This is a genomic window from uncultured Chitinophaga sp., assembly GCF_902168175.1.
Taxonomy (GTDB): domain Bacteria; phylum Bacteroidota; class Bacteroidia; order Chitinophagales; family Chitinophagaceae; genus Chitinophaga.
Map to the genome: position 1 here is coordinate 369,420 of NZ_CABHOU010000095.1, position 17,925 is coordinate 387,344.

A 17,925-nucleotide genomic window follows, 5' to 3' on the forward strand; every position below is an offset into this window, starting at 1 on the left:
AACCCGGCGATTATAAGACACATATGCAGACAACCCAAATAAGATCAGCGCTCTTTGGCCTCGCTACAGGCGATGCATTGGGCGTACCCGTGGAGTTCCGCAGCAGGGAGGGGATGAAAGACTGGCCGGTAGCCGATATGAGCCAACCAAACAACGCATCAACAATGAAAAAGTATTTAACAATCCTAAGCGCCATCGCACTTTTCGCTTGCAACACCATGAAGAAAACAGATACCGATCCCCGCTTCTACGGCGCCTGGTCATTGCCCATTATCGATAATGTAAGTAAAAACGTGATCGACACCATGACCATGAATTTTCGTAATGATGGTAGTATATTGTATGAAGTAGATGGCCCCATCGACTACGCCAATGGCGAAACCAAACAGAAACACGAATACACCGAGAAGTATTACCTGTCCGGCGATTACCTGGTGACGATCGAGGATGATGGTAAAGAGGTGAAGGCGAAGTATAAGTTTGAAGGGGATGATAAGTTGTTGATTTATTTTGAGGGGAATACGCAGACGTTGAGCAGGATTAAATAGCTGCCATGCGGTATGAGTGTGGTGTATTGGGAAAGGGGACACGTTGGCTCCTATTGCCATGGATTTAGGATATGAATTCCTTACAGTTAACTAAAATCCCACGTTTTGGCACTACTCACCTTACAATCCATTCCTTATCTTGTATTAACCTAAATCCTCTTCCCCGTGGAGAAATTTATAAAAACGCCTGTACAGGTAGCCCAACAGCTCGAGCATTGGTACCGAATGTATCACCCCGAAGGCAAGGATACAGATACATTTATCCTGTTCGGCCAATTACCATCTGCAGTAAAAGAAACCCTGTTGCCCTTAATGGCTTTGCCTGCACTGGAATTGCCAGTACTGGCCCTGATGCTTCACGAAACCTGTTTTGTTATTAACACCACCGAGCGTTTCATAAGGGTGGATGGGGAGCAAATGGAATCGGTGTACTACCAGGAGTTCTTATTTCATAAGGGATATAAAACAATGACTACCATGGAAGAATCCGGGCCGAACGTAAAAGCTGAAGGGAAGACGGGCGAGTTTGAAATACTGAAGACCAACGGTGAAAGCGTGTTTTGGATAATACCTACCGGCCGTGCAGGCTTCAAATTCTGGAACGTCACCAAACGATGCCAAATTATCGGAAGAAAATACCATATCCAACAAGAACAATAACCCGCACTCTCCAATTCCCTATCTTTATTGTCTAAAACATTAGAAGGGATGAAAGCATTTCTGGGTATGGGCCTCCTCGGCTCGAACTTTGTAAAGGCCATGTTGAAAAAGGGCGAATCGGTGCAGGTGTGGAACCGTACTGCCTCCCGGGCCTCGGCAGTGGAATCTTTTGGTGCAAAAGCATTTACTGATATTACTGAAGCTGTTAGCGGTGCCGACGTGGTACACCTGGTGGTGAAAGACGATGCGGCGGTAAACGATGTACTGGCGCAGGCTGAGAAGGGACTGAAACCGGGCGCCATTATTATCGATCATACTACGACCTCGGCAGAAGGCGCTATTGCCAGAACACAAGCCTGGGCGCAAAAGGGTTTTACTTACCTGCATGCACCTGTGTTTATGGGACCGGCTAATGCACTGGACAGCTCGGGGTATATGCTGGTATCGGGCAACCAGGATGTGATAAACAAACTGGAGCCGCAACTGGCTTTAATGACGGGCAAGGTATTAAACTTCGGACCGGAAGAAGGGCGCGCTGCAGCAATGAAGTTACTGGGCAACGCTTTCCTGGTTACGCTTACTGCCGGCCTGGCCGATACATTGTCGCTGGCAAAGGCTTTAAGTGTACCGCTAAGCGACCTGTCTACCTTGTTCGCCGCCTGGAACCCGGGTACCATGGTACAGGCGCGGATGGACCGTATGAGCCGCGGCTCTTACGAAAACGCTTCCTGGGAACTGAATATGGCCAGGAAAGACACGGGCTTGTTCATTAAGGCAGCCGAAACTGCGGGAACACCGCTGGCCGTTATTCCTTCTATTGCGGCAGAAATGGATAAGTGGATTGAGAGAGGGCACGGTACCGACGACTGGACCGTAATAGGCAAAGACGCAGTATCTTAAAAATAGTAAAGGCCCGGCGCTTATGCAGCCGGGCCTTTTTAGTTATATCAGATGGAGAATGGTTATGCTTTCTTCAGGCTGAAGTATTTCATCGCCTCTACCATTACTTCCACACTTTCTATTGGCAGTGCGTTGTACAGTGATGCACGGTAACCTCCGGCTAAGCGGTGGCCTTTAATACCCACGATGTCTTCTTTTTTGCAGAATTTCAGGAACTCTTCTTCCAGCTCGGCTTTGTCGATGGTGAAGGTTACGTTCATTTTGCTACGGTCTTCTTTGTTCGTTACGTTAGCGCGGAACAATGGGTTGTGGTCGATTTCGTCGTACAGGAGGGCTGCCTTTTTGTTATTGATCTTCTCAATAGCGGCAACACCACCCTGATCGCGCAACCAGCGGAGGGTAAGCATGGAAATGTACACGGCAAATACGGGTGGCGTGTTAAGCATGGAGCCGTTTTCGATATGCAACCTGTAATCCAGTATAGACGGGATTTTGCGGGTTACTTTACCGAGTGCGCTTTTGCGCACGGCTACCATTGTAGCACCTGCTGCGCCCATGTTCTTCTGAACACCGGCGTATATCAGGCTGAACTTGTTAAAGTCCAGCTGACGGCTGAGTATATCGCTGCTCATATCGGCTACCAGGGGTACGCCCACCTCAGGGATGGCAGACCATTGGGTACCGTATATGGTATTGTTCGTAGTAATATGCAGGTATTTGGCCTGCGGGGGAACCGTAAACTGTTTGGGGATAAAGTTGTAATTGCTGTCTTTGGAGCTGCCAGAAACATCTACATACCCATACTGTTTAGCCTCTTTGATGGCTTTGTTAGACCATACGCCGGTATCTACATAAGATGCTGTTTCGCCACTTTCAAGCAGGTTCATAGGAACTTGCATAAATTGGGTGGTTGCGCCGCCATGCAGGAACAATACCTCGTAATCGTCTTCCAGTTGCATCAGGCTCTTTACCAGGGACCGGGCCTCTTCCATTACGGCTGTAAAATGTTCCGTACGGTGGCCGATCTCCAGGATAGACATTCCTGTCCCCTCAAAGTCGATCAATGCTTTACTGGCTTTGTATAACACCTCATTAGGTAATACGGAAGGACCAGCGTTAAAGTTGTGCACCTTCATGTTGCGATCTAGATTGAATACGTTGTTTGTATTTTCCACGTTCATGGTTTTTCGAAGGAATTTGGTAAAATAAATAAACGGTATGGTTACCGGTAGGATGGTGGCAGAGGACAGGTTAAAAAGATAGAGCAACAAAGATAACGTAACTTTTCATAATTCTTAGTGCTCTCTTCCAAATATTTTGCCCCCGCGCCATAGCCGTTCCAGTAGGTCGGTTTCCTTTTGGTCTGTAGCCTGAAAGTCACTGTTGTTAATGGTTTGCAAAGGCGGTTGCCCCGCATTGGCCCATGCTGTGTACCAACAGCTCGCCGTTGCCAGTATAGCCCCGCGCATCCTGCGTTCTACCATGTCGCCCATTTTAGAGCTGTAGGCTTTCGTATAGTCACTTGCGTAACTGCGCACCAGCTGCCCGTTACGGTTTTCCCAGGCATATTTACGGTCGGCAGGCAGGCTGTTACTGAGCTCTTTTTCTACTCTCAGTACGGTATCGGCCGCAGCGGCGCTCTCCAGCAATATGCTCCAGATAAAGCCCCTCGGCTCCCTGATATACAGGGCTTTCCCCGCCCACAGGTCAAACTCTGCATCGGCCAGCAACTCTGGTATGCGTGACTCCCACAGGCCATGAATGCCATGTTGACCGGTAAACTGACCGTTATGGTTGGAGCTGGTATGCAACGGTACATGCGCATCGGCTACGTAATGTCCCAGCTCGGCCGACAATTTCAGTATCCGCTCCCGGTCGCGGGCCAGGAAGGCGGCGGTGAGCCGGTACATCATGGTTTCGAAATGCCAGGGCAGTATGCCGTGCCGCTGCAGGGTGTCTGCAGTATAATGAGCAACGGCCCTCGGCCAGGGCACTGCCAGGCTGTCGTATTCACTACGCGGATAATGGTCCAGGTCGATATAGTGGCGCGGACCCTCATCCGGCAGCATATACCGGCGTTTGTCCGGGTCGGTGGAATGGGTAACCAGGTAGCTGATATGTGGTTTGTAAAACACCATCAGCCTGGGCGGTAATGAATATACGGCGTGGCGATTGATACGCTCGTGACCGAAAAAGCCCCAGGCTTTTATGATTGCAGGCAGGCACAGCAGTGCCACGATGGAGATACTGCGGGTTAACATAAATGTTCGATTGGTTTTAACCGAAGTTAATGAATTAAGTATTTGAATATCATTTATTTAGTGGATTTTTTTGAAGATCGATGTATACATCGCCATGTGGTGTATATATCAACTTCTATGAAGCACCCTTATATGATCCATGCTACATCCCTGCTCTATTTAAGGTAGATATAAGGTTAATCTAAGGTTCATTCTAAGCTAATGATAGGTATCTAAGCCTAGAATGAACCTAGAATGAACCTACAATGAACCTACAATGAACCTAGAATGGAGCCAGAATGTAGCCATGATGGTGGAATGATGTTAGGGCCTGCCTGGTAGTGTTGCGGAAGTAAGGCGGGTTACGTGCGTGTGGTCGCGACAACGCTCATTATAGAAATAAAAGTTGAAGGGTGTGACACAACGGCGGCTCCATAGAAAATCTGCCGCTGGTTCCACAAAAAGAAAAAGCCACAAACTATTAAGTTTATGGCTTTCAGTTATTTATGAGAGCGGTCAGACTTTTTCAGGTATATCGTGCGGATGATGATCGGTAATGGTGGTAACCCCTCCGGAAACGGCGAACTTCATGGCTTCGCCCGCAGAAATGTTCTCCAGCGCACGCACTTTCTCCTTTTTAACCATGAATACCTTGCCGGTGATGGCATAAGCATGCGGTACATACACGGCCAGGTAGCCTTCCAGGCCAAAGTTGCTGACGTCTGTTTGAGTGATAAAGCCCATTTCCCAAACATCTTCGCCGTATACATTCACCAGCACGGGATGGTCGAACTTCTTTTTCTCGCCCACAAAGGCGTCGAACACGTCTTTTACCGAGCTGTAGATATATTTGATAAAGGGGGTGCGCTCTATCATATGACCGAACATGTCGAACAGTCGGCTAATAATGAAGGAAGAACTCAGGTAACCTACTACCAGCACCATGATAAGTACCAGCACAAAGCCTACCCCCTTGTATTTAATGAATTTCAACGGAGAATCCACCGGTATAAGCTCCCGGGGGAGGATATTGTCGATGGTGACGAACGCCCAGTACAACGTCAGTGCGGTAATTCCTATAGGAGCCAGTATAAGCAGGCCCTGGAAGAAATAGCGCAGCAGGCGCGACAGAAATTTTTTCATGCTTGTTTTAGCCGACATGGTAATTTGATTGTATTTGCAGACCGTAACAGTACCGCCTGCTTGATTTGCAAGATCACTGTGGTTAACGGTCTGTCTCTCTTTTTTTCCCATCCCCGGCCTCTTCTGCCGGAATACGGTGCAAAATTAGCTTAATTCGGCGCTTTATCCACTTATCAATTTAAATACAAAAAAATGCCATGGAAACTTTTGTCGTTTAAAAAGTTTCCATAGTTTTGTTAAGCATTTGCAAAGCGTTTCTAAAAACTACCCATGGAAGTACAAGAAAGAATACTCGATACTGCATTTAATCTGTTCCGGCAGTATGGTACGCGATCTATAACGATGGACGATATATCTGTGCGGATGGGTATTTCGAAAAAAACGCTTTACGCAAACTTCGCGGATAAGGACGACCTGGTGCTGAATGTGATGAGCCGTCACCTGAAAGTGATGGAGGAGCAGTGTAACACCGGCAGGGTGCAGGCCGAAAATGCGATCGAAGAGTTGTTCCTGGTCATGAAAATGCTGGATGAACGCCTGAGAAATATGAACCCCGTGGCCATGCTTGACCTCCAAAAGTTCCACGCAAAGGCCTTCCAGTTATTCCAGGACCACCGCAACATTTTTTTACTGGATATGATCCGTCAGAACCTTGAAAGAGGTATTAAAGAGGGATTGTACCGCCCGGACCTCGAACTGGACATCCTCAGCCGTTTCCGTACGGCCTGTGTAATGTTTTGTGTGCAACCGGATGTTTTTCCGACGGAATCGTACGATATGAGTAAGGTGCAGCGGGTATTGCTGGAACATTTTCTGTTTGGACTGGTTACTATGAAAGGCTACCAGTTTATCGAAACCTATAAAAAACAAAGACCCTAATAAATATCAGGATATATGCAACTACAACGGAAGCTCATCGGTTTACTCGGAGCGATGATGCCATTAGTCGCTACTGTGCACGCACAGCAGCAGGCTCCGGCAACTCAGGGCGTGCAGCCATTGTCTGTTCAGCAGGCGATAGACTATGCGCTGGCTAATCAGAACAGTATTAAAACCGCGAAATTGGACGAGCTGATAGCACTGGCCCGGAACAAGGAAGTAAGCGGTCTTGCCCTGCCCAATATTTCAGCTACTGGTAATTTCCAGGACAACCCGGTTATCCAGAAGCAATTGCTGGATGCCTCCAACTTTGATCCTACCGTACCAAAAGGTACACTGGTGCCTTTTGCCTTCGGCCTGAAATACAATGCAGGCGGCCAGGTAAACATTAACCAGGTGTTGTTCGATCCAAGTGTGCTGGTGGCCTTACAGGCGCGCAGAACGCTGGAGGAGCTGGCCAACAAGAACGTGAAGAAAGCGGAAATCGATGTGAAAGCACAGGTGTATCAAAGCTACTACTCGGTATTGTCTGCCCAAAAAGCACTCGACTTCCTCAGCGGTAACATCGGCCGCCTGGAACAGATGCTGAACGAAACTAACGAAATCTACAAAAACGGATTGGCTGAAAAGCTGGATGTAGACAGGCTTACCGTACAGGTAACCAACCTGCGTACAGAGCAAACCCGTTTGAGGAATATGATCGAGGTAACTACTGCTTCGCTCAAGTACCAGATAGGGATGCCGTTGAATCAGCCAGTACAGTTTACGGACACGCTGGATGTAAATGTTGCCCGTACCATGGAAGATGTGAGTGGCTTTAACTACACAGAACGTATCGAGTACCAGTTGCTGGATGCGCAGAAACGCGCCAACGAGTATAATCTTAAGCGTTACAGGCTGGCGCATTTGCCTACCCTGTCGGCCTTCGCGAACGGCGGCGCCTCTCGTCAAACCAACAAATTTGATTACCTCGGTAGCGAAATGTGGTATGGCTACGTGTCATGGGGCCTCAACCTCAACGTTCCGATCTTCAATGGTAACCAGCGTAAACGCCAGACAGAACAGGCTTACCTGGAAGTGGAGAAATCCAGCGTCGCGATCAATAACGTGAAACTGGGTATCGACCTCGAAAGACAAACTTCGGCTACTACTTTCCGTAACAACGTACTGTCGCTGGAAGCCCAGGAAAAGAATATGGGTTTAGCACAGGAAGTATTGTCCGTTACCCGCACCAAATACCGCGAAGGTGTAGGATCGAGCCTGGAAATGATAACAGCGGAAAATGATTTGCTGACCGCGCAGAACAATTACTTCAATGCCCTGTACAATGCGATCTCAGCGAAAATCGATTACCTGAAAGCAAATGGAAAACTGTAACCACACAATAACACTATCAACAACTAGCGCCTTAAAATCTATATATATGACCAAAAGATATTTTTCACTGCTGATGTTCACTGCTATTCTTGCTGCATGCGGCGGTGGTGAAGACAAAAGTGCAGAGAAACTGCAAAAACTGAAAAAGGAAAGAGCCGAACTGGACACGGAGATTGCAGCACTGGAAAAGAAAACAAAAGATACCAGCAACGTAAAACAAAAGACGGTGACCATTTCTGTGGTAAAGGATACGTTGTTTGAACATTATATCGATGTGCAGGGTAGTGTAGACGCCCGCGAAAACGTAGACGTTAGCGCGAAGAGCCCCGGCGTTATCACCAATATCTATGTAAAAGAAGGTCAGCAGGTAAGCAAAGGCCAAACGCTTGCACAGATCGACGATGCGGTAATGCGCTCTAACATCGCGGAACTGAAAACGCAGATGGAGCTGGCTAACATTGCCTTCGATAAACAACAACGACTCTGGAACCAGAAGATCGGTACGGAAATGCAATATCTGACTGCTAAAAACCAAAAAGAAGGATTGGAAAAAAGAATGGCAACCATGAACGATCAGTTAGCCCTGAACCGTATTGTATCGCCTATCAGCGGTACGGTTGATGCGGTGATCGCGAAACTGGGCGACCAGGCTGCTCCCGGCGCTCCTTCTTTCCGCGTGGTAAATACCAGCAACCTGAAAGTGGTGGCTAATGTGGCCGAAAGTTATGCAGGTAAAGTAAAAACAGGTGATCCGGTGGTGATCGTGCTGCCAGATATTAACAAAGAGATCCGTACTAAAATCAGCTTTGCTTCTAAAGTAATTGATCCGCTGAGCCGTACGATTAAAGTGGAAATTCCACTTTCTGCTGATGTGAACCTGCGCCCGAACATGATCGCCCAACTGAAGATAGTGGACTACATCGCTAAGCAAGCAGTAGTGGTGCCGGTAGGTGTGCTGCAGTACTCTATGGGTAAGCCTTACGTGATCACTGCAAAAACCAGCAATGGTAAGCTGGTGGCCGAACGTAAGGATGTGGAACTCGGTCATACTTATAATGATAAAGCGGAAATCAAAAGCGGTTTAGCCGCCGGCGACCAGATCGTGACTGCCGGCTTCCAGGGCCTCAACAACAACGACCTGATCAAATTGTAAGCATATCCGCGCAGCTCATTCTTCTAAAAAGATTTTATGAAAGATTCAAATAAAGAGTTTAAACTCACCAGTTGGGCGGTCGATAATAAGGTCAGCATTTATGTTGCCACGATTTTCTTGTCCATCTTCGGTATAGTGGCTTACCAATCACTTCCCAAGGAGCAGTTCCCGGAGGTGGTGTTCCCGCAGTTTTATATACAAACCGCCTACTTTGGTACATCACCAGAGGATATGGAAACACTGGTAACCAAACCGATTGAAAAACAATTGGGTGGTATTTCAGGTGTGAAAGAGATCAAGAGCACGTCGATGCAGGATTTTTCTGTTATCACTATCGAGTTTAATACTGATGTGAACATAGAAACAGCGCGGCAGGAAGTACGTGAAAAAGTAGACGACGCCAAAACGGACCTGCCGAACAACCTCGACCAGGAGCCGCAGATTATGAAAATAGACGTGTCGCAGATCCCGATCATGAACATCAACCTGTCTGGCGATTTCGACCTGCAATCACTGAAAAAATATGCAGATGAAATGCAGGACAGGGTTGAAGCCCTGACGGAGATCACCCGTGTGGATATCATTGGTGCGCTTGACCGTGAGATCCAGATCAACCTGGACAAGTACAAAATGGATGCGGCGAAGATCAGCTTCGAAGATGTGGCAGGCGCTATTGCCAACGAGAACAAAACTGTTTCCGGTGGCCAGGTAACGCTTGACGGACAAAAGCGTACGCTGAGTGTGAAAGGTGAGTATAAAGATCCGATGAAGATTCAGAGCATCGTTGTACGGGGTTCTTCCGGCGCAACCGTATACCTCAGGGATATTGCAGATGTAGTGGATGGTTTCAAAGAACAGGAGAGTTACGCACGCCTCGATGGCAAAAACGTAATCACCCTGAACGTGATCAAACAAAGTGGTAAAAACCTGATCGACGCTTCTGATAAAATACAGGCCATTAAAAAAGATATGGAAGCAGGTTACTTCCCTAAAGGCCTCGAAGTAACGATCACTGCTGACCAGTCGGACTCTACCCGTATTACCCTGCACGACCTTATCAACACTATTATCATCGGCTTCCTGCTGGTGACCGTAATCCTGATGTTCTTTATGGGTGCGGTAAACGCGATATTCGTAGCGCTATCGGTACCCATTTCTATGTTCATCGCGTTTATAGTGATGCAGATAGCGGGGATCACGCTGAATATGATGGTACTGTTCTCGTTCCTGCTGGCACTGGGTATTGTGGTGGATGACGCCATCGTGGTAATTGAGAATGTGCATCGTATCTTCTATGAAAGAAAAGATCTCGGTATTGTGAAAGCGGCGAAGATGGCAGCCGGTGAGGTGTTCCTGCCTGTATTTTCCGGTACCCTTACCGTACTTGCGCCTTTCGTGCCGCTGTTGTTCTGGCCGGGTGTAATTGGTGAGTTCATGAAGTACCTGCCAATCACGCTGATCACTACACTGATCGCTTCGCTGATCGTAGCATATATCATCAACCCTGTATTTGCGGTAGATTTCATGGACCGTCACGAGGGGGAAAACCATCCCAAACCACGTTTCGATAAGAAGTTTGGTATTGTATCCATTGCATTCGCAGTGGCCGCGCTGATTGGTTACGGTATCGGGTTTGGCGTGGGTAACTTCATCGTGGTAATGTACCTGCTCGTTTTGATAGAAAGGTTCTGGCTGGGTGGCGTAGCACGCAAGTTTCAGCATGATTCATGGCCGCGGGTGCAGAACTGGTACAAACGCCAGGTGGAAAAGAGCCTTATCGGATGGCGCCCTGTTAAAATACTGTTGCTTACTTTTGGAATGCTGGTGTTCAGCATCTGGCTGACTACCGTACGTAGTCCGAAGGTGGTATTCTTCCCGCAGGCAGATCCTAACTTTATATACGCTTACCTCGAGTTGCCTAACGGTACCGATCAGCAATACACCGATTCCATCACTTCCATCGTGGAAAAGAGGATCGTAGGTGTGGTTGGAAAAAATAACCCGCTGGTTAAATCAATTATATCAAACGTGGCCGTAGGTGCCGGCGATCCTAGTCAGATGGACCAGAGCGTGCAGCCGCATAAAGGTAAAGTAACCGTTGCCTTCGTAGAGTTTGGCCAGCGTAAAGGGGCTTCCACCGTTGAGTATCTCGATAAAATCCGCCAGGCTGTGAAAGGTATTCCTGGTGCCGACATTACAGTTGAACAGGAACAAGGCGGTCCTCCCACAGGTAAGCCGATCAATATAGAAATTTCAGGAGATGAATTTGAGGTACTCACCAGCACAGCCGATCGCCTGAAACGTTACCTCGATTCGCTCGCTGTTGGTGGTGTGGAGGAGTTGCGTAGTGACTTCCAGGCCAATAAGCCGGAAGTGATCGTGGAAATTGACCGTGAGCGTGCAAACCGTGAGGGTATTTCTACCTACGCCATTGGCGGTGCGCTCAGAAGCGCGCTGTATGGTCTGGAAGTATCGAAGTTCCGTGATCCGGAAGATGATTATCCGATCATGGTACGCTTTAAGGAAGATCAGCGTAACAATATTAACATGCTGCTGAACATGAATATCACTTACCGTGATATGAACATGGGGGGCCAGATCCGCCAGGTGCCTTTATCTTCCGTAGCAAACGTGCGTTACAGTAATACTTATGCAGGTATCAAACGTATCGATCAGAAACGTGTGATCACCCTGTATTCCAACGTGCTGTCCGATTACAATGCGAATGAAGTAGTACAGAACATCCAGACTGCGATCAACGATTTTGGTCAGCAGGACGGTATTGCCATTAAAATGACTGGTGAGCAGGAAGACCAGATGGAAACCATGAACTTCCTGATTTGGGCGCTGGTTAGCGCTGTTGGGTTGATGGTGATCATCATGGTAATACAGTTTAACTCGATGGGTAGAGCGCTGTTGATCCTGCTGGAAGTATTCTTCAGTATCATCGGCGTATTCCTTGGTTTCTCCACCTTCGGTATGGATATTTCCATCGTTATGACAGGTGTTGGTATCATGGCCCTGGCTGGTCTGGTAGTACGTAACGGTATCGTACTGGTAGAGTTCATCGACCTGCTGGTACAGCAGGGAACGCCGGTACACGAAGCTGTGGTAGAAGCAGGCCGTACCCGTATGACACCAGTATTGCTTACTGCCATCGCAGCCATTCTCGGTCTGATCCCACTGGCGGTAGGTTTAAACATCGACTTCGCCAAGCTGTTGTCTACAGGTAATCCGCATATATATTTCGGTGGCGATAACGTAGCCTTCTGGGGCCCGCTGGCCTGGACGATGGTGTTCGGGCTGATCTTCGCCACCTTCCTTACGCTGATCCTGGTGCCGAGCATGTATTATATGAATAAACGTGTGATCGATATCCTGGACGTGTATGGCTGGCCGCGCGGACTGAAATATGTACCGTTCCTGCCCCTTTTCCTGAAGTTATTCTCGAAGAAGGCTACTATTAAAAAGTTGCATGATTTAGAATATCGTTCAGAGAAGCCGTACAACTTCTTTAACGGAGAAGCGCATAATGAAGATAAAGAGCATGCAAAGTCTTCAACAGGCGTGCATGTAGAGTATAATAACTAGTTGTTTTTTTAATTAGAGCAAACAGTGTAACAGTTGTAGGTTTAACAGATCGCCGTCCTGATTCTTCAGGACGGCTTTTTTTATGTTAGGCCGATGTTAATTGGTGGCTTTAAACACTGTTAATGCAGATAAAAGTTTTAAGTTCAAGTATCCCTTCGGGGATTAGGTTAGAAAAATGGATTGATAAGGCCGTTCCGGGTTTCCGGGACGGTCTTTTTATGTTAGCCGTGTGTTAATAAGGTACATGCTGGCCGAATGATTTGCAGAGAATGAATTAGGTTCGTGGCTGTTATTCATTTTGTGAAATTATAGAATATGGTTTTTTGGGTGGCCGTCCTGATTCTTCAGGATGGGTTTTGCTAACTATTAATAAATAAAGTATATTTATAAATAGTTATAGTGTTGCCCGGTTTTCGAACTCAATCCCAATTTCCTTATCCCTAAAAAAATATCCCGTTATGGACTTTAAAGATGTTATTAAACAACTTGGCGAACGTTCCCTCAAAATCAAAGATGCTGTTAACACAGAAGAAGCTACGAAGAATGCATTTATAATGCCTTTTATTCAGGCTTTAGGTTATGATGTGTTTAACCCGGCTGAAGTAACTCCCGAATTTGTGGCTGACCTTGGCATAAAACAGGGAGAGAAGGTCGATTATGCTGTGTATAAGGATCAGAAGCTAATCATACTGATAGAATGCAAATGGCATGGGCATGGCCTGGACGTTTTTAATTCGCAGTTGTTCCGCTATTTCCATACCACCAAAGCGAAATTTGGATTACTTACAAATGGCTTTGAATATCGCTTTTATACCGATTTGCTGGAACCTAATAAGATGGATGAGAAACCTTTCTTTACTTTCAATATCACCGACATCCGGGATAACCAAATAGAGGAGTTGAAAAAGTTTCATAAGGCCTATTACGATCTTGAAACTATCGTTACCACCGCCAGCGAATTAAAATACACCAATGAATTAAAGGCTTTGATCCATGCTGAGTTAAATAATCCCTCCGAGAACTTTGTAAGGCACTTTGCCAAGCAGATTTATACGGGTACGTTAACAGCAAAGGTTACCGACCAGTTTACGCACCTGACTAAGAAGTCGGTACAGCATTATATAAATGATCTGATTACAGATCGCTTAAAAACTGCACTGAAACAGGAAGCTGCTGCACAAGATGCGGTAATTGAGCCGGAGGTTTTGATAGATAGTAAAGATACTAAGGTCGTGACTACTGCTGAAGAATTGGAGGCTTTCTATATCATCAAGTCAATACTCCGCGACAAAATTGATGGGGAGCGGATAGTATACAGGGATGCTCAGACTTATTTTGCAGTGTTGTTGGACGATAATAACCGTAAAACGATTTGCCGGCTGTACCTGACAAGCACTAAAAAGTCTATTGGGTTGATAGACGAGAACAAGAAGGAAACAAAACATGAAATTCTGAAAATAGACAACATTTATAAATTCAGCGCGCAGCTGGCAAAAACGATTGAACGCTACGAAAAGGCGCCTAACCAGGTCGAAGCATAAGGTTTGCGATTTAGTCATTCAGCAGGCCGCCCGCATCTCCCGGCGGCATTATTACCGGTCATACCGTATATTATAATTTATGAAAGGTAGTTAGGATAATGTCGCTTTTACGTATCTTGGCGCTCGCATTTGAAAAATCTAACAACCCGACCTTATGCCACAGAACCACGAAATTGATTATCGCATCTACGGTGAGGAAATGCAAATTGTTGAAATAGAGCTGGATCCACAGGAAACCGTGATAGCGGAGAGTGGTAGTTTCATGATGATGGACCAGGAAATCCAGATGGCGACGCTTTTCGGCGATGGATCGCAGGCTAACCAGGGTTTTTTAGGTAAGTTAATGAGCGCCGGTAAACGCCTGCTCACCGGGGAAAGCCTTTTTATCACCGCTTTCACCAATGCCGGTTATGGTAAAAAGAGTGTAAGTTTTGCTTCTCCTTATCCTGGTAAGATTATCCCGATGGACCTTTCATTATTGGGTAACAGGATAATTTGCCAGAAAGACGCGTTTTTGTGTGCGGCTAAAGGCGTTAGCGTAGGTATTGAACTGCAGCGTAAGCTTGGTACCGGTATTTTCGGTGGCGAGGGTTTTATTATGCAGAAGCTGGAGGGAGATGGTTTGGCCTTTGTACATGCCGGTGGTATGGTGGTGGAAAGGGAGCTGGCACCGGGTCAGGTATTAAAAATCGACACCGGTTGCGTGGTGGCTTACACACAAAACATTGATTTCGATATAGAATTCGTGAAGGGGATAAAAAACATGGTTTTTGGCGGAGAAGGGCTTTTCTTCGCTGTACTGCGCGGGCCTGGAAAGGTATGGATACAGTCGCTGCCAATAAGTCGGCTTGCCAGTAGGGTATTGGCTTACGGCTCGCCGGGAGGCAGAAGAGAGGAGGGTGGTATTTTAGGCGGCCTGGGCAATCTTTTGGATGGAGATTGATAAAAAATGGGCTTTGAATATTGAATAATTAGCTTATCTTTATTGGGCAGGCCAATGTTAACCTGATTCGAAATGATGAAAAACCAACCTGCAGAATTAATATAGATAGAAAGGTAATATAATAGTAAGCGTTTTAAGGGGCCGGCAATAGGAAACCGGTATTTACGATTAGAGAGATATGCAATCATTTGAAGCATCGTTAGTATACGCCAGGAAACAAGATGAGCAGGATGAGTTAAGGGCGTTCCGACAAGAGTTCTTTTTCCCGCAGCATAATGGAAAAGACGCAATTTATTTTTGCGGGAATTCGCTGGGTTTGCAGCCTAAAGGGGTGCAGGCGGCAATGGAACAGGAATTGGCCGATTGGCGGCAAGTAGCGGTAGAAGGTTATTGGAAAGCCAAAAATCCATGGTTGTTCTACCATCAGCAATTTAGTAAGACTTTAGGAAACATAGTGGGTGCGAAGGAAACCGAGGTATCAGTTATGAATACCCTTACCGTGAACCTTCACCTTATGATGACCAGCTTTTACAGGCCTACGAAAACAAGGTACAAGATCTTGGTGGAAAAAGGAGCCTTCCCGAGTGATCAGTACGCGGTGGAAACCCAGGCAAGGCATCACGGCCTGGACCCAGAACAAACCATTATTGAAATTTCCCCTCGTACCGGCGAAAGCATCCTGAGATCTGAGGACATTTTGCAAAACATTAACGAACATAATACTAGTATTGCGTTAATATTGCTGGGAGGTATTCACTATTACACCGGTCAGTTATTAGATATGCAGTCCATTACGGCTGCTGCCCATAAAGTTGGCGCATTGGCAGGTTTTGACCTGGCGCACGTGGCGGGAAATGTACCGTTACAATTGCATGACTGGGGAGTGGACTTTGCCGTATGGTGTTCTTATAAATATTTGAATGGAGGTCCGGGTGCCGTTGGAGGTGCTTTTGTGCACGAAAAACACGCATCGGACAGAAACTATCCACGGTTTGGTGGTTGGTGGGGGAACGAAGAAAGCACCCGCTTCCGCATGGAAAAAGGATTTATCCCTAAAGCCGAGGCCTCTGGATGGCAGCTGAGCACTGCCCAGGTATTCAACATGGTGGCCCTTAAAGCTTCGCTGGAATTGTTTAATGCCGCTGGTATTAACAGGTTACGGGAAAAGAGCATCAGGTTAACCAACTATCTTGAATTTCTGCTTGAACAGATTAAAGAAATTAATTTAGAAATAATTACACCGAAAAATTGTAATGAAAGAGGTGCCCAGTTATCGTTGCTCTTTAATGAAAGAGGAAAAGAGATTCATCAACAGATGACAGCGGCCGGTATCGTAGTAGACTGGAGAGAACCCGGAGTAATACGGGTTTCGCCGGCACCTATGTATAACTCTTATGAAGATGTCTTTCATTTTTATGAAATCATCGAAAAAATTGCTTCAAAACGCTTTTAATCAAGTAAGATGAACTTTGAGAGAAATGAACGTCCCCGAAAGTATTCTCCTGATTCCAACAGAGAACAGCAAGAACCCAACCAAAACAGGGAAGGTGGTTTTAACAGTCAATCCGATGCAAACAAGGATGGCGACCGCGGTTTTAACCGGGGCGACAGAGATTTAAGCCGTTTCAACAATGATCGCGACCGCGACGGCGGTGGTTATGGACGTGATCGGGACGGCAACAGCGGCGGCGGATATCGTCCGCGCGACAATAATAGTGGTTACGGCGGCGGTCGTGACAGTGGCGGCTATAGCGGCGGCGGCGGCGGTGGATACCGTGATCGTGACGGCGGTGGTGGTTACAGCGGCGGTGGAAACCGTGGCGGTGGCGGCTACAGCGGTGGCGGTGGTGGTAACTATGGCAATCGCGAAGGCGGCGGCGGTTACGGTGGTGGCGGCAATCGCGAAGGCGGTGGTGGCTACGGCGGTGGCAATCGTGGCGGTGGCGGCTATGGTAATCGCGAAGGCGGTGGTGGCTACGGTAACCGCGAAGGCGGTGGCGGTGGTTACAATCGTGGCGGCGGCTACGGCGGCGGCGGTGGTAATCGTGGTGGTGGCGGCTATGGCGGTGGCGGTGGCTACGGCGGCGGTCAGCAACGCGGCGGCTTCAGGCCAAGGCCAGGTGGCGGTGGTTTTAACCGTGAACCAAGACCAGACAATAAGATCTACTTTATCGCCCTGCTCCCAACTGCAGAAGTAGGTAAAGAGATCATCAAGATAAAACAGGAATTTGCTGAAGGTTACGGACCAATGTACGCGCTGAAAGTATTGCCGCACATTACCCTCCAGGTACCTTTCACTGCAGATCCGGCTCTGGAAAGATCTTTCTGCGACGAACTGACAGAATTCGCCAAAACGCAGGCGCCTTTTGAAGTATCGCTCAACGGATTCGGTACTTTCCCGAACAAACAAAACCGTGTACTCTTCATCAACGTTGAGAAAAGCGAAACCATGAGCGCTATGCACCGTCAACTGATCAACTTCCTGCGTAAGGAGTTTGGTTTCAGCACCATGCTGGCACGTACCGGTTTCACCCCTCACGTTACCGTGGCCTTCAAAGACCTTACCGACGAACAGTTCGATAAAGCCTGGCCCGAATACGAAGGAAAAGAGTATGAAGCTACCTTTAAAGTTAGCAACCTCTACTTCCTCCGTCACAACGGTAAATCATGGGAAGTACTGCAGAAATGCAAACTCGGCGGCGCCTGATTATAAAGGCTTCGTTAGTACGATAAATAAAAACACCACAGCGGTCAAATGCTGTGGTGTTTTTTTATGCGGTAAGTTTGATTGTCGGCTATCGAGAGCCGGAAAGTAAATGCTGTGGGCGTTTTTAAGTTTGATGTTGATGTTTTTTCTGCTGTCGAAGAGTGCGACGCAACGGCGGCTTAATAGAAAACCAATGCCTGGCCCACCCTTATTATTCTCCTAAAAAGTAAAGCCGGCCATGCT

At 47.2% G+C, this 17,925-nt stretch carries 14 protein-coding genes; 11 read left to right on the forward strand and 3 right to left on the reverse strand.

Features of this window, described 5'->3' with window-relative positions:
• Window positions 1-23 precede the first annotated feature (23 nt).
• The 3 genes from QZT80_RS22815 (at window position 24) to QZT80_RS22825 (ending at window position 2,108) form a co-directional block, all read left to right on the forward strand.
• Complete coding sequence (locus tag QZT80_RS22815; protein ID WP_295127771.1) at window positions 24-548, forward strand: hypothetical protein; 525 nt, start codon at window positions 24-26, stop codon at window positions 546-548.
• A gap of 165 nt (window positions 549-713) precedes the next feature.
• The gene (locus QZT80_RS22820) at window positions 714-1,208 is read left to right on the forward strand and encodes a hypothetical protein (protein ID WP_295127774.1); all 495 of its coding nucleotides are present in this window, start codon (window positions 714-716) and stop codon (window positions 1,206-1,208) included.
• A gap of 48 nt (window positions 1,209-1,256) precedes the next feature.
• On the forward strand, window positions 1,257-2,108 hold the full coding sequence (locus QZT80_RS22825; RefSeq protein WP_295127777.1) for an NAD(P)-dependent oxidoreductase: 852 nt from the start codon (window positions 1,257-1,259) through the stop codon (window positions 2,106-2,108).
• Window positions 2,109-2,170: 62 nt separating this feature from the next.
• Here QZT80_RS22825 and serC read toward each other — a convergent pair whose 3' ends face one another.
• The 3 genes from serC to QZT80_RS22840 all read right to left on the reverse strand — a co-directional run bounded on the left by serC (window position 2,171) and on the right by QZT80_RS22840 (window position 5,491).
• Window positions 2,171-3,244 carry a 3-phosphoserine/phosphohydroxythreonine transaminase gene (gene serC, locus QZT80_RS22830; protein ID WP_295127780.1) on the reverse strand — a complete coding sequence of 358 codons (1,074 nt, stop codon included), beginning with the start codon at window positions 3,242-3,244 and terminating at the stop codon, window positions 2,171-2,173.
• A 159-nt stretch (window positions 3,245-3,403) separates the two neighbouring features.
• On the reverse strand, window positions 3,404-4,369 hold the full coding sequence (locus tag QZT80_RS22835) for a zinc dependent phospholipase C family protein (protein ID WP_295127783.1): 966 nt from the start codon (window positions 4,367-4,369) through the stop codon (window positions 3,404-3,406).
• Window positions 4,370-4,864: 495 nt separating this feature from the next.
• Window positions 4,865-5,491 (reverse strand): DUF502 domain-containing protein, encoded by a 627-nt coding sequence (locus QZT80_RS22840; protein ID WP_295127785.1) that lies wholly within the window; start codon window positions 5,489-5,491, stop codon window positions 4,865-4,867.
• 270 nt (window positions 5,492-5,761) lie between these two features.
• On the opposite strand from QZT80_RS22840, the gene QZT80_RS22845 reads away from it, so the two are divergent.
• The 8 genes from QZT80_RS22845 to QZT80_RS22880 all read left to right on the forward strand — a co-directional run bounded on the left by QZT80_RS22845 (window position 5,762) and on the right by QZT80_RS22880 (window position 17,682).
• Window positions 5,762-6,370, forward strand: a complete 609-nt coding sequence (locus tag QZT80_RS22845) for a TetR/AcrR family transcriptional regulator (RefSeq protein WP_295127787.1) — start codon at window positions 5,762-5,764, stop codon at window positions 6,368-6,370.
• Between the two features lie 15 nt (window positions 6,371-6,385).
• Window positions 6,386-7,747, forward strand: coding sequence for a TolC family protein (locus tag QZT80_RS22850; protein ID WP_295127790.1), 1,362 nt, complete (start codon window positions 6,386-6,388; stop codon window positions 7,745-7,747).
• Between the two features lie 46 nt (window positions 7,748-7,793).
• Window positions 7,794-8,900, forward strand: a complete 1,107-nt coding sequence (locus QZT80_RS22855; RefSeq protein ID WP_295127793.1) for an efflux RND transporter periplasmic adaptor subunit — start codon at window positions 7,794-7,796, stop codon at window positions 8,898-8,900.
• Window positions 8,901-8,936: 36 nt separating this feature from the next.
• On the forward strand, window positions 8,937-12,491 hold the full coding sequence (locus QZT80_RS22860; RefSeq protein ID WP_295127796.1) for an efflux RND transporter permease subunit: 3,555 nt from the start codon (window positions 8,937-8,939) through the stop codon (window positions 12,489-12,491).
• 458 nt (window positions 12,492-12,949) lie between these two features.
• Complete coding sequence (locus QZT80_RS22865; protein WP_295127798.1) at window positions 12,950-14,032, forward strand: type I restriction endonuclease; 1,083 nt, start codon at window positions 12,950-12,952, stop codon at window positions 14,030-14,032.
• Window positions 14,033-14,186: 154 nt separating this feature from the next.
• Window positions 14,187-14,975, forward strand: a complete 789-nt coding sequence (locus tag QZT80_RS22870) for a TIGR00266 family protein (protein ID WP_295127801.1) — start codon at window positions 14,187-14,189, stop codon at window positions 14,973-14,975.
• 178 nt (window positions 14,976-15,153) lie between these two features.
• Window positions 15,154-16,428, forward strand: coding sequence for a kynureninase (gene kynU, locus QZT80_RS22875; protein ID WP_295127804.1), 1,275 nt, complete (start codon window positions 15,154-15,156; stop codon window positions 16,426-16,428).
• Window positions 16,429-16,437: 9 nt separating this feature from the next.
• Window positions 16,438-17,682, forward strand: coding sequence for a 2'-5' RNA ligase family protein (locus tag QZT80_RS22880; protein ID WP_295127807.1), 1,245 nt, complete (start codon window positions 16,438-16,440; stop codon window positions 17,680-17,682).
• Window positions 17,683-17,925: the final 243 nt, after the last annotated feature.

Bases quoted from the DNA above. Each gene is read 5' to 3' on its own strand.
- QZT80_RS22815 (WP_295127771.1), top strand. From the start codon at position 24: ATGCAGACAACCCAAATAAGATCAGCGCTCTTTGGCCTCGCTACAGGC.
- QZT80_RS22825 (WP_295127777.1), top strand. From the start codon at position 1,257: ATGAAAGCATTTCTGGGTATGGGCCTCCTCGGCTCGAACTTTGTAAAG.
- serC (WP_295127780.1), bottom strand. From the start codon at position 3,244: ATGAAGGTGCACAACTTTAACGCTGGTCCTTCCGTATTACCTAATGAG.
- QZT80_RS22835 (WP_295127783.1), bottom strand. From the start codon at position 4,369: ATGTTAACCCGCAGTATCTCCATCGTGGCACTGCTGTGCCTGCCTGCA.
- QZT80_RS22840 (WP_295127785.1), bottom strand. From the start codon at position 5,491: ATGAAAAAATTTCTGTCGCGCCTGCTGCGCTATTTCTTCCAGGGCCTG.
- QZT80_RS22845 (WP_295127787.1), top strand. From the start codon at position 5,762: ATGGAAGTACAAGAAAGAATACTCGATACTGCATTTAATCTGTTCCGG.
- QZT80_RS22850 (WP_295127790.1), top strand. From the start codon at position 6,386: ATGCAACTACAACGGAAGCTCATCGGTTTACTCGGAGCGATGATGCCA.
- QZT80_RS22855 (WP_295127793.1), top strand. From the start codon at position 7,794: ATGACCAAAAGATATTTTTCACTGCTGATGTTCACTGCTATTCTTGCT.
- QZT80_RS22860 (WP_295127796.1), top strand. From the start codon at position 8,937: ATGAAAGATTCAAATAAAGAGTTTAAACTCACCAGTTGGGCGGTCGAT.
- QZT80_RS22865 (WP_295127798.1), top strand. From the start codon at position 12,950: ATGGACTTTAAAGATGTTATTAAACAACTTGGCGAACGTTCCCTCAAA.
- QZT80_RS22870 (WP_295127801.1), top strand. From the start codon at position 14,187: ATGCCACAGAACCACGAAATTGATTATCGCATCTACGGTGAGGAAATG.
- kynU (WP_295127804.1), top strand. From the start codon at position 15,154: ATGCAATCATTTGAAGCATCGTTAGTATACGCCAGGAAACAAGATGAG.
- QZT80_RS22880 (WP_295127807.1), top strand. From the start codon at position 16,438: ATGAACTTTGAGAGAAATGAACGTCCCCGAAAGTATTCTCCTGATTCC.